At 69.6% G+C, this 19,148-nt stretch carries 12 protein-coding genes; 6 read left to right on the top strand and 6 right to left on the bottom strand.

The genetic code is table 11. The annotated features are described in order from the left end of the window. Window positions 1-42: 42 nt before the first annotated feature. Both ABKA17_RS34790 and ABKA17_RS34785 read right to left on the bottom strand, forming a co-directional pair. Window positions 43-1,584 (bottom strand): ABC transporter substrate-binding protein, encoded by a 1,542-nt coding sequence (locus tag ABKA17_RS34790; protein WP_353696331.1) that lies wholly within the window; start codon window positions 1,582-1,584, stop codon window positions 43-45. A 251-nt stretch (window positions 1,585-1,835) separates the two neighbouring features. Beyond that, window positions 1,836-2,918, bottom strand: coding sequence for a LacI family DNA-binding transcriptional regulator (locus tag ABKA17_RS34785; RefSeq protein WP_353696330.1), 1,083 nt, complete (start codon window positions 2,916-2,918; stop codon window positions 1,836-1,838). A gap of 169 nt (window positions 2,919-3,087) precedes the next feature. Between ABKA17_RS34785 and ABKA17_RS34780 the strand changes: the two genes are divergently transcribed. The 5 genes from ABKA17_RS34780 to ABKA17_RS34760 all read left to right on the top strand — a co-directional run bounded on the left by ABKA17_RS34780 (window position 3,088) and on the right by ABKA17_RS34760 (window position 12,996). After that, window positions 3,088-5,910, top strand: a complete 2,823-nt coding sequence (locus ABKA17_RS34780; RefSeq protein WP_353696329.1) for a family 78 glycoside hydrolase catalytic domain — start codon at window positions 3,088-3,090, stop codon at window positions 5,908-5,910. A 104-nt stretch (window positions 5,911-6,014) separates the two neighbouring features. Beyond that, window positions 6,015-8,420, top strand: coding sequence for a glycoside hydrolase family 3 N-terminal domain-containing protein (locus tag ABKA17_RS34775; protein ID WP_353696328.1), 2,406 nt, complete (start codon window positions 6,015-6,017; stop codon window positions 8,418-8,420). 33 nt (window positions 8,421-8,453) lie between these two features. Then, entirely contained in the window at window positions 8,454-9,668 is a 1,215-nt protein-coding gene (locus ABKA17_RS34770) for an MFS transporter (protein WP_353696327.1), read from the top strand. After that, on the top strand, window positions 9,652-11,193 hold the full coding sequence (locus ABKA17_RS34765; protein WP_353696326.1) for a glycoside hydrolase family 43 protein: 1,542 nt from the start codon (window positions 9,652-9,654) through the stop codon (window positions 11,191-11,193). The genes ABKA17_RS34770 and ABKA17_RS34765 overlap by 17 nt, the downstream gene beginning before the upstream one ends. A gap of 48 nt (window positions 11,194-11,241) precedes the next feature. Next, window positions 11,242-12,996, top strand: a complete 1,755-nt coding sequence (locus ABKA17_RS34760; RefSeq protein WP_353696325.1) for a DUF5605 domain-containing protein — start codon at window positions 11,242-11,244, stop codon at window positions 12,994-12,996. Window positions 12,997-13,133: 137 nt separating this feature from the next. Here the strand turns inward: ABKA17_RS34760 and ABKA17_RS34755 are convergent, their stop codons facing one another. The 3 genes from ABKA17_RS34755 to ABKA17_RS34745 all read right to left on the bottom strand — a co-directional run bounded on the left by ABKA17_RS34755 (window position 13,134) and on the right by ABKA17_RS34745 (window position 16,933). Then, complete coding sequence (locus ABKA17_RS34755; protein ID WP_353696324.1) at window positions 13,134-14,630, bottom strand: HEAT repeat domain-containing protein; 1,497 nt, start codon at window positions 14,628-14,630, stop codon at window positions 13,134-13,136. A gap of 432 nt (window positions 14,631-15,062) precedes the next feature. Further along, complete coding sequence (locus ABKA17_RS34750) at window positions 15,063-15,707, bottom strand: hypothetical protein (RefSeq protein WP_353696323.1); 645 nt, start codon at window positions 15,705-15,707, stop codon at window positions 15,063-15,065. Between the two features lie 203 nt (window positions 15,708-15,910). After that, entirely contained in the window at window positions 15,911-16,933 is a 1,023-nt protein-coding gene (locus ABKA17_RS34745) for an LLM class flavin-dependent oxidoreductase (RefSeq protein ID WP_353696322.1), read from the bottom strand. A gap of 143 nt (window positions 16,934-17,076) precedes the next feature. Here ABKA17_RS34745 and ABKA17_RS34740 point away from each other — a divergent pair, with 143 nt between their 5' ends. Further along, window positions 17,077-17,754, top strand: coding sequence for a DUF6308 family protein (locus tag ABKA17_RS34740; RefSeq protein ID WP_353696321.1), 678 nt, complete (start codon window positions 17,077-17,079; stop codon window positions 17,752-17,754). A 249-nt stretch (window positions 17,755-18,003) separates the two neighbouring features. On the opposite strand, the gene ABKA17_RS34735 is transcribed toward ABKA17_RS34740, so the two are convergent. Then, entirely contained in the window at window positions 18,004-18,969 is a 966-nt protein-coding gene (locus tag ABKA17_RS34735) for a GNAT family N-acetyltransferase (RefSeq protein ID WP_353696320.1), read from the bottom strand. Between the last annotated feature and the right edge of the window lie 179 nt (window positions 18,970-19,148).

Below are 19,148 nucleotides of genomic sequence, written 5' to 3'. Positions count from 1 at the left end.
CGGCTCCAATCCCTGAGTTTCCTCAGTGCCGTCGGCCTCGGCCTACTTGAAGTCCCACAGCATGGGGTGCAGGCCTGACGGGTCGGTCGCCGCCGGGACGCTGATCTTGGAGCTGTACGCGTAGAACGTGCTTGTCTCGGCCATCGGCACGAACCAGGCCTGGTCGACGACGTACCGGTTGAGCTCCTGCTGGTCCTTGGCGGACTGCGCGGCATCCTCGGTGAGGATCTTGCTCCAGAGCGCGTCGACCTTCGCGTCCTTCTGGTGCATCACGTTCCAGATGCCGTCCGAGAGGATGTAGTCGATGATGTCCTGCTCGGAGTTGGCGTAGTTGCCGAGCTGCCAGACGGGAACGGGGTACTTGCCGCTGAGCAGGTCGCCGATCGCGTTCGGGCCGGACAGGGTGACCTGCTTGACCTTGATGTCCAGCAGGCCGAGCTGCTGCTTGATGACAGGCATGAGCGCCTCGAGGTTCTGGCCCTGGAGGTAGGGGATCTCGAGCGTGAAGCCGTTCGCGTAACCGGCCTTCTTCATCAGCGCCTTGGCGGCCTGGACGTCGTAGGGATAGGGGTCCTTCAGGCCGTCGATGTACGCCGCGGAGCCGGGGCGGAAGATCTGGGCCGTCGGCTCGGCGAGGCCGCGGTACAGGTTCTTCGCGATCGCGTCCTTGTCGAAGACCATGTTCATCGCCCGGCGCACGTCCAGGTTGCCCAGGGCGGGGACCTTCTTGCCGAGGTGGTCCGTGATCAGCAGGCGGGTCACCTGGCTCTTCTTCGACCAGATCTTCAGGCCCGAGGACTTCGCCTGGTCGTACGTCGCCTGTGTGATCAGCGAGCCGTCGATCTGCCCCGTCTTGAGGGCGTTGATCGCGGCGGTCTCATTGGTGAGGACCTTGATGACCAGCTTCTGGTACGGGAAGTCCTTCGCGCCCCAGTACGCGTCGTTCTTGACGAAGGAGTACGTGGAGCCGTTCGTCGTCGCCTTGGCGTCCAGGGTGTACGGGCCCGAGCCGACCGGCGCCTTGTTCGTCTTGCCGGCGGCCAGATACTTCGGGCTGCCGATCCGCAGGGCGCAGACGCGGTCGGTGAGCAGTGGGTTCGGCGCGGTGAGGCTGATGACCGCGGTCAGGTTGTCGGGCGTGGTCACCTTCCAGCCGGCGAAGCGTGCGGCGGCCGCGGCGTTCTTCTGGGTGTACTCGACATTCGCCTTCACCGCCGCCGCGTCGAACGGGGTGCCGTCGGAGAACTTCATCCCCGGGCGCAGGCGAAGGGTCACGCCGGTGTTGCCCGGCTCGAAGGTGAAGGACCGGGCGGCGGCCGGGTGGGGCTTGCCGTCCGCGTCGCAGCGGACGGCGGTGTCGTAGACGGCCGCTGCCGCCCACCCCTGGTAGGTGGGCTGGTTGGTCGGGTCCCAGCCCTGGATGTCCTGCGACATCCCCAGCGTGAGGGTCCCCTTGGCCCCGCCCCCGGACCCGGCCGCGCTGCCCGTCGTGTCGGAGCTGGTGCAGGCGCTCAGCAGGGCCAGGGAGGTCAGGGAGGTGGTCAACGTCAGTGCCAGGCGGGCGGAGGGAGTGGTGCGCCGCATCATGGGCTCCTTCGAAGGAGAGTGATCGCGGTCCGGACTGCGTCGGCCGGTGGGAGGTGAGAACCCCCGCACTCGATGGAAGGCGCGCATTTGCGGACTGAGCTAGACAAAAGCGATGTGCAACGTTCTACGCCGGGAACGTACGGAGTACTTCCAGATCGTGTCAAGACTCGCGGCGCGCCTTACGCGGTAACGGTTCCGTAATGTGCCCGTTCATCCCGGCCGCGCGTGGGCGTCGGCCAGGGATGTCTTCAGTGCCGGTCGCCGTGAGCTTCGGAAGGTATCCGTGCCGTCGGCTCCGCGTGGGTCGGTGCCGGAGCCGCGCTCGTACCGCGCGGCACGAGCCGGGGCGCGATGACGTAGTGCACCGGCTGCGTGCGTCCCTTGAGCCGCTCCAGGAGCAACCGTGCGCTCATGTGGCCGGTGACCACGTCGGACTGGTCGACCGTCGTGAGGGAGATCCTGCCGAGCGCCGAGATGTGGATGTTGTCATACCCGGCGACCGTCAGGTCCTCCGGTACCCGCAGGCCGTGTTCCTCCGCCGCGCGCAGCACTCCCAGCGCGGCGATGTCGGCGCCGGCGAAGACGGCCGTCGGCCGGGTGGGCCGGGCCAGTGCCTGCACCGCGGCCCGGTGGCCGCCCTCCTCCGAGTACGCCGTCTCGACCACGTCGGGCCGTAGGCCGTGACGCTCCATCGCGGCCACATAGCCGTCGCAACGGGCGGTGTGGGACAGCGCCGTCGGCGGTTTCAGGCCGCCGGAGGGGTGACTGGTGTGCGTGATGCGCTCATGGCCCAGCCGGACCAGGTGGTCCACGACGAGACGCGCGCCGCCGTGATCGTCGTCCACGACGGTGTCGAAGTTGGCCCCTCCGCCATGCCGCGCGACCACCACCGTGGGCAGGCTGGCGGCGAGCCGCTCGAGCCAGGACGTCTTCATGATCGGGGCGATCACGATCAGCCCGTCGACCTGGCGGTCGACCAAGGCCTCGATACTGCGCTGCTGACGTTCGGCGGTGACACCGCCGCTGATCAGTATTTCCTGGTAGGGGCCCGGTTCCAGCTCGTCGGTGATCGCCTCGGCGATCTGCTGCTGGAACGGCGAGGAGATCTCGGTGAGCATCACGCCGATGGTGAAGGAACTGCCGCGCATGGCCCGCGCGCCGGTCTGCGGTCGATAGCCGAGCTTGTCGATGGCCGCGGTCACCTTGGCGCGCATCTCCGCGCTGACGCCGTACGCGTCGCGCAGCACCTTGGACACCGCGGAGACCGAGACCTGCGCCTCGTTCGCGACGTCCTGGATGGTCACACGCCTGGACGCCGGAGTGGCGCTCATGCCGCCTCGCAAAGCTGGGTCATCACGATGTCCTTGCCTCCTCGATGAGGTGTCGAGGTCTTGACACCTCTAAAAGCGTGTTCCTAGTCTCCCTGATGTAGAACGTTGCACAGTGAACGGTACGGCCGGATCGACCCGGTCACCAAGTCCGAGAATCCTGGAGACTTGCATGGTCGTGGCAGCCGCCCCGAGTGCCCCCCGCTTCGAGCATCAGTCATCGACCACGCTCGGCGTGGGCACCGGCACCCCCCGCCTGAGCTGGTCGGTACCGCGCGCCGACGAAGGATACGAGCAGTCCGCGTACGAGATCGAGATCAGCCGCGCCGGTGCCGCGGAGCGCTACCGCGCGGACGGCCCCGATCAGGTGCTGGTCCCCTGGCCCTGTGAGCCGCTCGCGTCGCGCGAGTCCGCCGGCGTCCGGGTGCGGGTGGCGCACAAGGGCGACGCGGGAGAGGACTGGAGCGAGTGGAGTGCCCAAGCTGTCGTCGAGACCGGTCTGTTGGACCCGGCCGACTGGACGGCCGCCTTCGTCGCCCCGGTGGGCATCGGAGGACTCCACCAGCCCGCACCCATCCTCGGCGGGGTCCTGGAGGTACCCGGCGAGGTGGTACGGGCCCGGCTCTACGCCAGCGCCCACGGCCTGTACGTCGCCACACTCAACGGCCGCCGCGTCGGCGACCTCCACCTGACCCCGGGCTGGACCTCCTACCAGCACCGGCTCGCCTACCAGACCTACGACGTCACCGACCTCGTCCGCAGCGGCCGCAACGAGCTGGACGTCCTGCTCGGCAACGGCTGGTACCGCGGCCGCATCGGATTCCACGACACCCGCGCCTTCTACGGCGACCGGCTGGCGGTGCTCGCGCAACTGGAGGTCACCACTGCCGACGGCGCCGTGCACACCCTGGGCTCGGACGGCACGTGGACCGCGCGCGAGAGCGACGTCCTCGCCGACGACCTCTACGACGGCCAGTCCACCGACCTGCGCCGACGAGGCCCGCACTGGCGCCCCGCCACCGGCACGACCGAGATCGTCGACACCGACCTCACCGGTCTGGTCGCACCCCCCGGTCCGCCCGCCCGGGTCACGTCCGTGCTGCCGGCCCAGCGGGTGTGGACCTCACCGGCGGGCCGGACCCTCGTCGACTTCGGCCAGGTGGCGGTCGGCTGGGTGCGGCTGCGCGTACGTGGTCTCACCCCCGGCACCGAAGTGATCGTCCGCCACGCGGAGGTTCTGGAGAACGGGGAGCTCGGCACCCGGCCACTGCGCTCCGCCGAGGCGACCGACCGATACTTCGTGGCCGGCGGGGGAGAGGAGCATCTCGAACCCGCCCTCACCTTCCACGGGTTCCGCTACGCCGAGGTCGCCGGAGCGGCCGGCCTGCGCGCCGAGGACGTCGAGGCGATCGTTCTCGGCTCCGACCTGACCCGTACGGGCTGGTTCGACTCCTCGCACGAGCTGCTCAACCGGTTCCACGAGAACGTCGTATGGAGCATGCGCGGCAACTTCCTGGAGGTGCCCACCGACTGCCCGCAACGCGACGAACGCCTCGGCTGGACCGGCGACATCCAGGTCTTCGCGCCGACCGCGTCCTTCCTCTACGACTGTGCCGGCTTCCTCGACTCCTGGCTCGCCGACCTCGCGGCGGAGCAGGAATCGGACGGAGCGGTGCCGTTCGTGGTGCCCGATGTGCTGCGCACCCCGTCCCCGACCGCCGCCGCCTGGGGCGACGCCGCGACCGTCGTGCCGTGGGTGCTGTACCAGCGCTACGTCGACCGCGCCCTGCTGGAGCGGCAGTTGCCCAGCATGCGCCGCTGGGTCGACCGCCTGGCCCGCCTGGCCGGCCCGAACCGGCTGTGGAGCGGGGGTTTCCAGTTCGGCGACTGGCTCGACCCGACCGCACCGCCGGACGACCCGGCCCGCGCCCAAGCCGACAACGAGGTGGTCGCCACCGCCCACTTCGCCCGCTCGGCCGAGATCGTCGCCGAGGCCGCCCGCGTGCTCGGTCACAACGAGGAAGCCGCCCACTACACCGCCCTCGCGGCGGAGATCCGCGCCGCCTTCGCCCACGCCTACGTCACCCCGGCGGGCCGGATCCACTCCGACGCGCAGACCGTGTACGCCCTGGCCATCGAATGGGCACTGCTGCCCGGCGCCGAGCAGCGTCAGGAAGCCGGGCGGCGCCTCGCCGACCTCGTCCGCACCGCCGGATTCCGCATCGCCACCGGCTTCGTCGGCACCCCGCTGGTGACCGACGCGCTCACTTCGACCGGGCACGCCGACGTCGCCCACCGGCTGCTCCTGCAGACCGCGTGCCCGTCCTGGCTGTACCCCGTGACCATGGGCGCGACCACGATCTGGGAGCGCTGGGACAGCATGCTGGCGGACGGCAGCCTCAACGTCGGCGAGATGACCTCGTTCAACCACTACGCACTCGGCGCCGTCGCGGACTGGCTGCACCGCAAGGTCGCCGGCCTTGCCCCCGGCGCCCCGGGCTATCGCGAGATCATCGTCGCCCCCGAGCCACCCGCCGACCTCGACTCCGCCTCGGCCCGCCATCTCACCCCGTTCGGAGAAGCACGGGTGAGCTGGCAGCGCGTGGACGGAAGGTTCCGCCTGGAGGCCGTGGTGCCGGTCGGAACGGTCGCCCACGTGCGCATCCCGGGCGCCGACACGAGCGAGAGCGTCACACACGGCAGCCACAGCTGGGACGTGCCCGACCCGCACACGACGGGCGGCCGGCGACCCGCGCCGGTCACCGTCCGCGACGTCCTCGACGACCAGGAAACCTGGGCCGCCGTCATCCAGGCGGCCGTCGAGACGGGCGTCGCTCCGGGCGGCGAACCGCAGATAGCCGCGCTGTGCGCCGCGCGACTCGACGACGAGGCCGCACACCTGTCGCATGCCGTCGCACAGCCGGAGTTCTCGTCCCCGGCCGCCCGCGAGTTCGAGCAGCGGGTCGCCGAGATCCTGGCGCGCCGCAGCAACTGATCGGTCCGTACCGAATCGGTGCTTTCGAAGCCCGGCGTCGGACGCGTCTGTCGCGTCCGCACCGGCGAGCCACGAAGTCCTGAACAGTACAGAACGGACCCACCATGTCGATCGATTCGACCCCCGAATTCCGGGACGCCCGCCTCTCAGCAGACGTACGCGCCGAGTCGCTGTTGCGGGAGATGACCATCGAGGAGAAGTGCGCGCAGCTCACCTGCGCCTGGCCCTGGCGGCTGATCGACGCCGACGGTTCCGACGCCGAGGGGGCCGACGAGTTCCTCAAGGGCCCTCCCGGACACGTCGCGGCCGTCGCGGCCGACGATCCGGTCCGGGTAGCCCGTATGACGGGGGCCATCCAGCGGCAGTACGTCACCCGCACCCGCCTGGGCATTCCGGCACTGATCCACCAGGAGGCACTCAACGGCCTCATGACCGGCGGGCACATGGTCTTTCCCACCGCCACAGGCCTTGCCGCCACGTTCAGCCCCGACCTGGTCGGCGGCATGGCGGACCTGATCCGGCGCCAGATGCGCCGCCTGGGCTACGGCCAGGCGCTGTCCCCCGTGATGGATGTCGCCCTCGACCCACGCTGGGGCCGTGTCCACGAGACATACGGCGAGGATCCCTACCTGTGTGCGGCGTTCTCCGTCGCGTACACGCGAGGTCTTCAGGGCGACAGCCTGACCGAAGGCGTCATCGCGACGGCCAAGCACTTCCTCGGCTACGGCCTGCCCTCCGGTGGCGTCAACCTGTCCGCCTACGAGGGCGGCAGCCGGCGCACCCGCGATCTGTTCGCCTACCCCTTCGAGGCGGCGATCCAGCTCGCCGGCCTGAAGTCCGTGATGAACTCCTACAGCGACGTCGACGGCGTCCCCGCCGGGGCCTCCCGGGAAGTCCTCACCGAGCTGCTGCGCGACACCCTCGGCTTCGAAGGCTTCGTCTCCTCGGACTACGACACCATCAAGCAGATCGTCACCCGCCAGCGCGTGGCGGCGGACGCGGCGGAAGCGGCCCGGATGGCCATCAGTGCGGGCCTGGATGTCGAGCTGCCCGTTCCGTTCGCCTACGGCGAGGCTCTCGTCGGCGAAGTGCGCTCCGGCCGCCTCGACGAACAGGCGGTCGACATCTGCGTGCTGCGCGTCCTGCGCGCCAAGTTCGAGCTGGGCCTGTTCGAGAATCCGTATCCGCAGGAGCACATCGACATCACCGCTGTCGGGGAGGAGGGCAGGGAGCTCTCCGCCGAACTGGCCCGCCGTTCGGTCGTTCTCGTCGAGAACGACGGCATCCTGCCGCTGGCCCGGGGACTGGACGTCGCCGTGATCGGGCCGCACGCGGACGCGGCCTGGCTGCAGTTCCCCACGTACGCCTACCCGGCGTGGCGGGACGCGGTGCGGGCGGCCGAACGCGGCGGGATGATGAACATGGTGGGCGCGGAGCCCGCCAAGACCGCCTGGAACGACTCCCTCTTCACCACCGACGACTCGGACACTTTCGCCCGCCGCAACTACGGCGCGCGCCCGCTGCACGAGGAGATCGCCGAGTTCGCCGGAACGGTGCTGACAGAGCAGGGCACCACTCTGACCCAGCCCCTGGACGACGAGGCGATCGAGCGGGCCGTCGGCGTCGCACGGCGCTGCGGTGTCGTCGTTCTCGCCCTCGGCGGGGCGAGCCTGTGGTTCAACGGCGAGCGCACCGAGGGCGAGGGCAGCGACTCCGCCGACATCGCGCTTCCGGAGGTACAGACCCGGCTCGTCGAGGCGGTCGCCGCGACCGGCACCCCCTTCGTCGTGGTGCTGTTCCAGGGGCGCGCCTACACCTTGCCGGAAGCGGTACACCGGGCCCGCGCGATCGTGGTGGCACCCTACGGCGGCCCGTTCGGGCCGAAATCGGTCGCGGAGGTCCTCTTCGGCGCCGTCAACCCGAGCGGCAGGCTGCCCTACAGCATCCCGCGGCACACCGGACAGATCCCGGTCCACCACCACCAGAAATCCGGCACCGGCTACCGCAATCCGCTCCCCCCGGGGACCGACACCCTCTACCTGGACACGCCGGGCACGCCTCTCTACACCTTCGGACACGGCCTCAGCTACACCGACTTCGGCCTGGGCGACCTCGAGTGCGGCCGAGAGACCGACACCGAAGGGTCCGTCCGGATCAGCGCTGTCGTCACCAACACCGGAAGGGTCCATGGCGCCACCGTCCTCCAGCTCTACGTGCGGGTGAACACCACGGGAGTCACCCGCCCCGCCCAGCAGTTGGCCGGCTTCTGCCGAGTCGACCTCGCGGCGGGGGAGTCCCGCCGGGTCACGTTCGACCTGGCCGCCGCCCAGCTGGGGTACACCAACCTGGCACGGGAGTTCGCCGTCGAACCGGCGCAGGTGGACTTCTTCCTCGGTTTCGACGCCGACGACCGTCGTATCGAAGGGGCCTTCGAACTCGTCGGCGAGAAGCGGGTGCTGACGAGCGCGCAGCGGTCCTTCCTTTCCGAGGCTGTGGCCGAGCATGTCTGACGAGCCTGCCCAGTCGTTTACGACTCCGGGCGTGTGACGGTGTCCACCCACGCCTATCGAGACCTGCTGCGTACCTCCTCGGTCCCGTGGCTTCTCACCACGTCGATCATCGGCCGATTCCACCAGGGCATGACCGGCCTCGCGCTGATGATGCTGACGACCCGGCACTCGACGTACGCGGTGTACAGCCTGGTGTCGGCCGCCGCCGTGGCCGGAGCCCTGGTCGCCGGGCCGCTGTCGAGCAGACTGGCCGACACCCACGGCCGCCGCCCGGTGCTCGCGATCACAGCCCTCCTGCACACTGCCGCGATGGGGGCACTGATCCTGGTGCCCCCGCGGCCGGTTCTGCTCGTCGCACTGTCCCTGCTCACCGGTCTGTGCACGCCGCCGATGACGGCAGCGGTCAGAGTCGCGCTGCCGGCCCTCGTGCGGCCGGAACAACGGCGTACGTTCTTCGCGCTCGAAGCGACGGCACAGGAAGTGATCTTCGTCGTCGGGCCGGTGGTCGTGGCCATGTTCGCCGCTTTCGGCGGACCCCGCCTCGCCATGGGTGGCTGTGCCGGGTTCGTCCTCGCCGGCACTTTGGCCTACGTCTGCGATCGCAACGCGGAAGCGGGCCGTGCCCCTACGACCGATGCCCTCAAAGGCCGCGTGCTGTGGGCGCCGGGTCTGCCGAGGCTCTTCCTCACCACGGTCCTCCTGACCGCCGCGCTGGCCGGACAGGTCATCGGCGTGGTGGCCGTCGTCAGCGGCCGGCACGCGTCGTCGGAGTCGGGTTTCGTGCTGGCCGTCGGCAGCCTCGGATCCCTCGTCGGCGGACTGATCCACGGCGCGCGCAGTCACCACCCGGCGAGCCTGCGTCGCCTGATGCTCTTCCTGGCCGCCGGGCTGGCCGTCCTGTCGCTGGCACCAGGGACGATCGCGCTGACCGTCGTTCTGTTCTTCTGGGGGATGACGGTCGCTCCGGTGATGTCCGCGCTGTTCGAGCGACTGTCGTCGCGGGCACCCACCGGCTCCGCCGCCGAGGCATTCGGCTGGATGGGCAGCATGTTCGCCGTCGGCAACATGCTCGGCTCCGCGATCGCCGGAGTTTTGATCACCGCGTACGGCGCCCGCGCTCCGATCGTGGTGGCATGCGGACTCGCTCTGCTCGCGGCCCTGGTCTGCGAGGCCCGGCCCGGCTTCGTCCGCCACCCCACTGCCGACCGCTCCGAGGAAAGAGAAACCGCACATGGCACCACCCAATGAGCCGACAGCACTTCCCAACCCGCTGATCCCCGGGTTCAACCCCGACCCGAGCTGCGTCCTCGTCGACGGCACGTACTACGCCGTCACCTCGTCGTTCGAGTACCTGCCGGCCCTCCCCGTGTACCGCAGCACGGACTTCGTGACCTGGGAGCACATCGGCAACGTCGCGACACGCCCGGAACAGGTGGGACTCGGCGCAACACCCTCGGGCGCGGGCGTGTGGGCACCGACCCTCCGCCACCACGACGGGCGCTTCCACGTGATCGTCAACATCACCGCCGGCCCGCGCGGCTGTGTCGTGTTCACCGCGCCGGATCCGGCCGGCCCCTGGGACGACGGTGTGCGCATCGACGGCATCGACGGCATCGACCCGGATCTCGCCTGGGACGACAGCGGCACGGCCTACGTCACCTACAGCGGGCTGCGGATGTCGGACACCGAGCCCTGGAGCCACGACGGGATCCTCCAGGCCCGGGTGGACCTCGCGACCGGGCAGGTCCTGGAACAGCCCCGGTTGCTCTGGTCCGGCACCGGCCTGGTGGCACCCGAAGGCCCGCATCTCTACCGGCGCGGCGACCACTGGTACTTGCTCATCGCGGAAGGCGGTACGGAGTTCGGGCACGCCGTGAGCGTGGCCCGCGGGCCGTCCATCAAGGGGCCGTTCGAGGGAGCACCCGGCAATCCGCTCCTGCGGGCCGTCGGCACGGACGCCCCCGTGCAACGGACCGGACACGCCGACCTGGTGCGCGGCCCGGACGGACGGGACCTGGTGGTCCTTCTCGGTACGCGGACCGCTGGTGCCTTCGCTCCGCTGGGGCGGGAGACCTTCGCCACCACTGTGGAGTGGAGCGACGGCTGGCCTCAGCTGTCACCGGTTCCTCTCCATCCCCGCCCGGAGCCCGTCGACGAGCATTTCGACCTCGCCGAGGCCGGCGCGCTGGCGGATCCCGGCTGGCTGGCGGTCGGACGCACACCCGGCGAGGTGGCGACCGTCGACGTAGCAGCCGGGCATCTCACGATCCGTGCCGACGCCGGGGGCCTGGACGTGTTCCGGCCCGACTTCGTCGGTCGTCGTCAGCGCCATCTGGAGAGCCGCTTCGAGGTTCGGATCGACCCGCGCGACGGCAGGGGCGGTCTCGGCCTGCGCTACGACGAACGGTTCACCGTGGCCCTGATCGCGGAGAAGTCGTCACAGGCGGGCGTCGTACGCGTCACGGCGCGAGCAACGATGTCGACCATCACTCAGTCGTGGAGTGCCGAGGTGTCGGGCGACACGCTGGTTCTCCGGATCGAGACGGATGTACCACCGGGCCCAGTTGGAACACCGTGGTCGGCAGGCGGTGACCGTATCCGTCTCACCGTCGTGGACGACACCGGCCTGCAAACCCAGCTCGCCGAACTCGACGGCCGCTACTGGTCCGTCGAGACGGCAGTGCCCTTCACCGGCCGTGTCACCGGCATGTTCGCCGAGGCAGGCACCGTCCACTTCACGGACTTTCGCTATCACGGTACGGGCGGCTCGTGAGCGCTGCGCTACCGGTGATACCCCACCCCGTACCTCTAGGAGCATGAGATGTCCTACGGCCCCCAGTCCGTCCTCCGCGATGTTCTTCGCAATCCCCAGGCCGCAGCCGTGGTCCGCAAGTACCTGCCCGGTCTCGAGGAGGACCTGACGCGGGTTCCGTTCATGCATGGAACCCTGGAGCAGGTGACCGTGATGATGCTGCCGATCCGGGTCGATCCCGTCGCCCGTGAAGCCTTCTTCGCAGAGGTGGCAGCGGTGGAGGAGACGACGGTCGAGGAGCCGCCCACCCAGCAGGTGCCCGTACCCTCTGCCGACTACGAACCGGCGGACACCGCGCTCGGCAGCGCCCGGACCGTCCAGCGCGAGACGGTCCGGAGATGGAGCACGTTCGAGCTGGAACTGCACGGCCCGGCGCACGGGAACCCCTTCACCGACGTCGACCTGCGGGCCGTGTTCCGGCACGGTGAACACGCCCTGACGGCGCACGGCTTCTACGACGGCGACGGGGTGTACCGGATCCGGTTCATGCCGGACCGAGAGGGTTCCTGGTCCTTCCAGACCTCGAGCAACGCCCGCTCACTGGACGGGATCGAGGGCGGTTTCACCTGCGAGCCCGCGAGTCCCGACAGCCACGGTCCCGTCCGGGTCCACGAGCGATTCCACTTCCGACACGCAGACGGCACCCGGTTCCTCCCCGTGGGAACCACCGCCTACGCCTGGACGCACCAGGGCGACGACCTGGAGAAGCAGACGCTGCAGACCCTCGCGGACAGCCCGTTCAACAAGATCAGAATGTGCGTCTTCCCCAAGTCGTTCATCCACAACACCAACGAGCCGCCGCGCTACCCCTTCGCCGGCTCCCCGGAGACCGGCTGGGACTTCGAGCGTCCCGACCCCGCCTACTTCCGTCATCTCGAACAGCGCATCGAGCAGCTCGGCGAACTGGGTATCGAAGCCGACCTCATCCTGTTCCACCCCTACGATCGCTGGGGCTTCTCGGACATGGGCCCGGCCGCGGACGACCGGTACCTGCGGTACGTGGTCGCCCGACTCGCCGCCCACCCCAACGTCTGGTGGTCGTTGGCGAACGAGTACGACCTGGTGTGGTCCAAGGACGCGGCCCACTGGCACCGCTCGGCCGCCGTGATCCGCGGGCACGATCCCCACGATCACCTGCTGAGCGTGCACAACTGGGTGGAGCTCTACGACAACAGCGCCGACTGGGTCACCCACTCCAGCATCCAGCGCGGCCCTGAGGACACCCGCGCATGGCGGGAACAGTGGGGCAAGCCGGTCGCCCTCGACGAGATGGGCTACGAAGGCGACATCGACTGGGGCTGGGGCAACCTCACGCCCCAGGAGATGGTCCGGCGCTGCTGGGACGGCATCGTGCGCGGCGGATACGTCACCCACGGAGAGTGCCACCTGTCCGACGACGACATTCTGTGGTGGGCCAAGGGAGGCGTCCTCAAGGGAGAAAGCACCCCCCGCATCGAGTTCCTCCGGACGATCCTTGAGCAGACCCCGCTCGACGCCCCTGGCATCGACCCGCAGCCCGGAGACTTCGACTTCCCCGTCGGAGGTGTCGAAGACCGCTACTACCTCACCTACTTCGGGGTGTCACAGCCCCGCAGGCGCTTGTTCGCACTCCGCCCAGGAACCCACTACCGGGCGGAAGTCATCGACACGTGGAACATGACGGTCACCGACCTGCCCGGCAGCTACGAGGGCACGTTCACCCTGACGCTGCCGGGACGCCCGTATATCGCCGTCCGGCTCGTGGCGCTGGAGGGGGACGTGTGATGAGGGCTTGAACAGGACCCGGCCGAAGCCGGACCGCCATGCATCGCGCCGGGCGCGATGGTCGTGACGGCGCCGCTGACCTGACCTCGCCGTTCTGCTTGACCGTGGTCCGCTTGATCGGCGGACTGGCCGACAGATCAGTGGTTCCGGCAGTCGTCCAGGACCCGCAGCGTCTCGGCCACAGCCTCACGTACGACATCACTCGGGTCCGAGCCCAGGGCGGCGAGCCGCTCGCGCAGCCGCTCCTCGCCCGGAGGGAGCATGCCCGTCTCCTCCACCCAGTGGGCGATTCCCTCCACGGCGGCCCGGCGCACCCAGTTGTCCACGTCGTCCAAGTGCCGCACGAAGAACGGCAGATCGTGGGGAGTACCGGCGTCCGTCGCGTTGCGCGGGTCCAGGAGCGACAGCGCGGCGGCCCGGACCCGGGGAAAGGTGGTCCGGTCCACCAGTTCCCGCAGCCCCGGCAGAGCCTCCGCCAGGCCCGAAAGGACACTCTCCGCCACCCCGACCAGGGTGGGGCCGGTGCCGAGACGGGCCACCAGCGCCTGGGCGACCGCCGCGCGTTCCCACGGTCGGAACCCGGTGTCCGCCATGGCGTCCAGGCCACGCAGCGCGCCCTCGTACACCTCGTTCGCGGCATGGTCCAACAGGGGCAGCAGCAGCCACACCGCGTCCCATCTGCCTATCTCGCCGTAGGCCGTTGCTGCCGCCGCGAGCGTGGGAACGTCCGTTGTCGGACCGGTGAGAAGAGCCCGTAGAAGCCTGGCGGCGGCCCTGTCGCCGACGGACCCCAGGGCAGCGGCGGCCCACGGCCCCGCCCGCTCGTCGCTCAGCCAGCGCGAGGCCGGGCCCAGAAGCCGTTCATCACCCGATCCCCCGAGCAACAGCAGTAGGTGTGCTGCCATCTCCGGGTGCTGCTCCGCCTCCAGGGCGGCGAACAGCGCGTCCTGAGTCTCCGGGCGGTCCACGCGATCCAGTCGGGAAGCCACCGTGCGGCGCACTTCGACGGAAGAGCCGTCAGTCAGAGCTCTGAGCAGCGACGGCAGCAGCCGGTGGATGTGCTGCTTGGGCAGCATCGACAGGGCGCGTACGCGGGCGGCATCTTCCCCCCACTGAGCGGTACGGACCAGCTCCGCCTCGACGTCCGGATCGTTCCTGAACATGCAGACCATGCTGTGTGCCCGACCCCAGACGCCGTATGCCGGATCACCCAGCAGTCGGACGAGCGCGGGAACATCACCGGGCACACCCAGCTCTCGCAACCCCTCCAAGGCGTTGATCCGCAGGTGATGGTCCGGATCGCCGAGCAGCCGCGCATAGGCCGCCACGACCTCGCGATCACGCAGCCCGAGCCGGAGCGACGCCAAAGAGGCCTGCCTGCGCACCCACGGATCGTCATCATCCATCAGCGCGGGCAGCGCCTCGGCCCCGGCCACGGAAACCCCCAGCCTGCCCAAGCCCACCGCCGCGCCTTCCCGCACCTCGGGCGCGCGGTCACCGGCTGCCCGGACGAGCACCGCCGCGTGCTCGGTGTCACCGAGCTTGCCGAGCCCTTTTGCCGCCGCTGCCCGTCGCCAGGTGTCACCCGCCTCCAACTCCCTGAGAAAGAAGGCAACCTGGTGCTCTCTCGTCATGTGCACCCCGGGAACTAAGACTGCCGAACCGACGGGAGGTTGCCCCGTCCGACGCCTGCTCGGGCGTCTGCCCTGAGCGTGCATCCGCTGAGCGGGCGTGGCGCCTGGGCTTCGCTTCGGCTTGGTTGGGGGTGGCGGTCGGAGTGGCGATCGTCTCCTGTGCCCTGGTCGGCCAGTACGACCGTATTGCCTGACAGGGCGGCACATTCCTGGGCCACCCGGACCAGCCGTCCACCTCGAGGTTCTTCACGCCGGTGCAAAACAGAGTGAACTCGACCGCGTTGTGTCCTCGCGCCTGCCATAGTCCCGCGGCGTCGGCTGGGACGGCGAAGGCGAAGAACCTGCGCAGGGGCGGCAGATCGGTGAGGAGCCGTGGAACCTGGCCCACCTGCCGCCGCAACATACCCACGTGCGTACGGACCTGACTGAGCGTTATTGCAGCTGAGCATCCAGCCCCGCGCGCCGGAGCGCTCTGGTCATCGCCGGAAGGTCCGGGGCGCCGCCCTCCAGCGAGGAGACGTGCTCCTGGAGGAGCTCCGGTGTGAGTCGGCGGCTCTCGGCGTGCTCCATGAGGAGCTCGCGGGCGGGCGCGCCGTATCCGACGTACTCGTCCAGCAGCCAGTGGGCCTCGTCGCGCTCCACGAACCGGCTCATCCCGCAGTCCAGGCCGTCGTCCTTGAGGTCCTGGGGGTAGGGGGCGCGGGCCCAGGCGCCGTTGTCGTACCAGTAGACGCAGCCCAGCTCGTTGCCCGCGAGGCGGTCGCGCAGTTCCTCGTAGGGGAGCCAGTCAGGACCGCCCGCCAGCATGTCGACCGGCGGCTCGTGCCACTTGCAGTCGCTCGACTCGTCCTCGCCGTACAGCACGTACCGGCCTTCGCCGAGGCAGGAGAACGTCCACCAGGTGCAGCCGCAGTCGTCGAGGTGCAGCCCCTCGTCGTCGATCCAGGTACCGGTGCGGTAACGCGAACTTTCCTCCGCCTCGGTGGTCGCCTCCACGACGGCCGCGAGCGCCCATCGCGCCCACAGCACTTCGGGGTCCGGAAGGTCTTGCGGCAGCCCCGGCCTGTGGATCGTCATGCGCTCTCCCCGTTGTCGATCTGGAGCGACCGTACCGTGCGACAGTGACAGGCCACCGCAGCGGGGGCACGCAGCACAGTGAGCCCGAACCCGGACAGCCACGGGCCGGTGGCAGCCGATCGACCGCCACCGGCGCGCGACTCCCGTGCTGGAGAGACGGTGCCGCACGACCGGGCCCCGGAGCCCGCTCTACCTCTGTGTTCTCAGCGCCAGCCCAGTTCTGGAGCGACGTGGGTCAGGATGCTCTCGATCACATGGGCGTTGTAGGCGACGCCGAGCTGGTTCGGCACGGTGAGGAGCAGGGTGTCCGCGGCGGCGACGGCTTCGTCCTCGGCGAGCTGCTTGACCAGCACGTCGGGCTCGGCGGCGTAGGAGCGACCGAAGATGGCGCGGGTGTCGGCGTCGATGTAGCCGATCTGATCCTTCGAGTTGGCCTCGCGGCCGAAGTAGGCGCGGTCACGGTCGTCGACCAGTGCGAAGATGCTGCGGCTGACCGAGACGCGCGGCGTACGGGTGTGACCCGCCTTCCGCCAGGCCTCACGGTAGGCCTCGATCTGCTTGCGCTGCTGCACATGCAGGGGTTCGCCGCTCTCGTCGTCCTTCAGGGTCGAGCTCTGCAGGTTCATGCCGAGCGTGGCCGCCCACGCCGCGGTGGCGTTCGAGCCGGATCCCCACCAGATACGGTCTCTGAGGCCCTCGGAGTGCGGCTCGATACGGAGCAGTCCCGGCGGGTTGGAGAACATCGGATTGGGATTGGGCTGCGCGAAGCCCTCACCGCTCAGCACGTCGAGGAGCCGCTCGGTGTGGGCGCGAGCCATGTCGCTGTCGGTGGTTCCCTCGGCCGGCAGATGGCCGAAGTGACGCCAGCCGTCGATGACCTGCTCCGGGGATCCCCGGCTGAGGCCGAGCTGAAGCCGGCCTTCTGAGATCAGGTCCGCAGCGCCTGCGTCCTCGGCCATGTAAAGCGGGTTCTCGTAACGCATGTCGATCACACCGGTGCCGATCTCGATCCGGCTGGTGCGCGCGCCGATGGCCGCGAGCAGCGGGAACGGCGAGGCGTACTGCCGCGCGAAGTGATGGACCCGGAAGTACGCGCCGTCGGCGCCCAGCTCCTCCGCGGCGACCGCGAGGTCGATGGCCTGGAGAAGGGAATCCGCCGCGGAGCGCGTCTGCGAGTGCGGCGACGGCGTCCAGTGGCCGAAGGACAGGAACCCGATCTTTTTCATACCACTTTCAACAATCAAGGTGGCCGTTCATTCCCTGTGCAGCCGCTGCGGCACCGTTGGCCTGGAGTGGCGAGGCCCGGATGGGCGCTGTAGCGTCCGCCGACGTGTCATCGGTCGCGAAGGTGTGGGGGGACGTCCCGGTGGTGGAACTGAAGATCCCGGAGATCTACTGGGACGACGAGAAGGCCGTCCGCCTGTTGGCCGAATACTTCACCCGGCGACGCACAAGCGGTGATCTGTACTACTCAGGCGCCCACTTCGAGCGACTCGGAGGCGGCGGCGACACCAAGCACGTCGCAGACCGCTTCGACAGCAACGACTTGGTGGCCATCACCATGCTCAGCGTGTCCGTCGAGGCGCACGGGGCGATCAACCTGCTGACCGACCCCGAGGGGCACTGGGCGCGCCTGCTGTCGCTCATTCCTTGTGACGCGCGACTGGAGAACCCTGAAAGCGACGCGCTCATAGAACGGGGAGGCCCCGCCTGGGAGTTGTGGGAGCGCTTGGCCATCAGGGCGCGTGTCGGCAAGCCTGACGGCAGCGGCCCGGTGATCGCGGGCAAACTGCTGGCCCGCAAGCGCCCTCACCTCATCCCCATCTACGACATCCGCATCAAGCAACTGTTCGGTCGGCCGAAGACGGATCACTCCTTCTGGGCCGCGCTGGCCGCGGCCCTACGGGCGGACGACGGTGCCTTCCGCGATCAGCTGACCCGCCTCCGCGACAAGGCCGGTATCGGCGAGGACATCGGCATCCTGCGCGTGTTCGACGTCATCGCTTGGATGCATCAAGGCCCGTCCGGCCCAGGCGACGCACGCTGAGCTGTGGAGCAAGGTGGGGCAGGGGAGTTGGTCTGCCGGGACGGACGTGCGATAGAGTTGATCACGAGCCGGTCGCCGCAACTCGCCACAACCGGTTCTGCGTTGGTGGTCCAAGGAAAGACGCCCTGCTTCCTGCGGGGAAATGCAGGTGCAAGGCCTGCCCGGCGCTCAACCTGGGGCCTGTCCGTACGGACAGGCCCCACGTGCTTTTGCGCCCCGTGAACGAGGGGTCGCTGGTCGAACGTCGTCCTACAACGGGCGTACGCACTCGATCCAGGTCTGCCCTGTGCGGAAGCCGTTCCGCTCGTACAGGCCCAGGGCGCCGGTCGCGTTGGCGCTGTCGACGTTGAGGCCGGCCCTGCGGTAGCCCTGCTCCTGGCCGGCCCGCAGGCAGGTGGCGAGCAGCGCGGTGGCCACGCCGCGGCCGCGCCAGGCGGGTAGGGTGCCGAGCCTCGCGATCCAGCACTCGCGGAGGCCGGTCATCGCGGTCTCGGCGTCGTACTCGTGGCTGATGAGGTAGCCGACGACCTCGTCACCGTTCAGGGCAAGAAACGACACGTCGGGCCGGAACGACCGAGCGCCGGTCGTGCCGTGACGCCATCGGTCGGGGGTCGCCGGGGTATGACCCCAATGGTCGCGGAAGGCTTCGTTGTGGGCCGCCCGGGTCGCCTCGTCGTACGCCGTGCTGAAGGGCACGACGCGCAGTCCGTCCGCGAGGGCGGGCACCGGGAGTGAGCCGTCGTTCAGCGGTCGGCGCATGTCGAAGAACCAACGCCGGGCCTGGAATCCGGCTCGTTCGTACAGGGCGTGCTTGGCGGTGTTCGAGGCATGCAACTGGACGTGCGCCTCGCCCGCAAGGTCGGGAAACCGCTCCCGATGCTGCTGTGCCGCCCGGGTCAGCTGCCAGCTCACCAACTCCGCGCCCACACCTCGGCCGCGTTCGGCGGGACGCACCGCCCCTTCCACGTAGACGAGGTGCACAGAGGTCGCTTCGGGCAGTGCCGTGGCTCTGGCGTAGGCGATCAGCTTCCCGTCGGACCACACCCCCACCGTGTCGTGAGGCAGATCGACATGCGGAGCGGACAGCTCTTCGGCCAGGTCCTCGACGTCGTAGTGCTCGTCGGTGGCGTCGGTCGCCTCCACCACGGCGAACAACTCGGCCAGGGCGGGGGCGTCTTCACGCGTGAGCGGCCGCCAGGCCGGCGTCGTAGGCATGGTCGGCAGGCTAGGGGGTGCCGAGACGGCACGCACCGCATTTTCCGTTTACGCGATTACTGACTTCTGCGTTTCGGGGTCTGGATTTATGTCGGGACCGGTGACACGGTCCGCCAGGGTTGCTACGCCGGAGGCATGCGGTATCCGGACGGCGGCGGGCTGACCGCCGAGCAGCGCAG

The organism is Streptomyces sp. RG80 (genome assembly GCF_040446465.1).
Lineage (GTDB): Bacteria > Actinomycetota > Actinomycetes > Streptomycetales > Streptomycetaceae > Streptomyces.
This window is presented reverse-complemented; position numbering and strand designations above follow the sequence as displayed.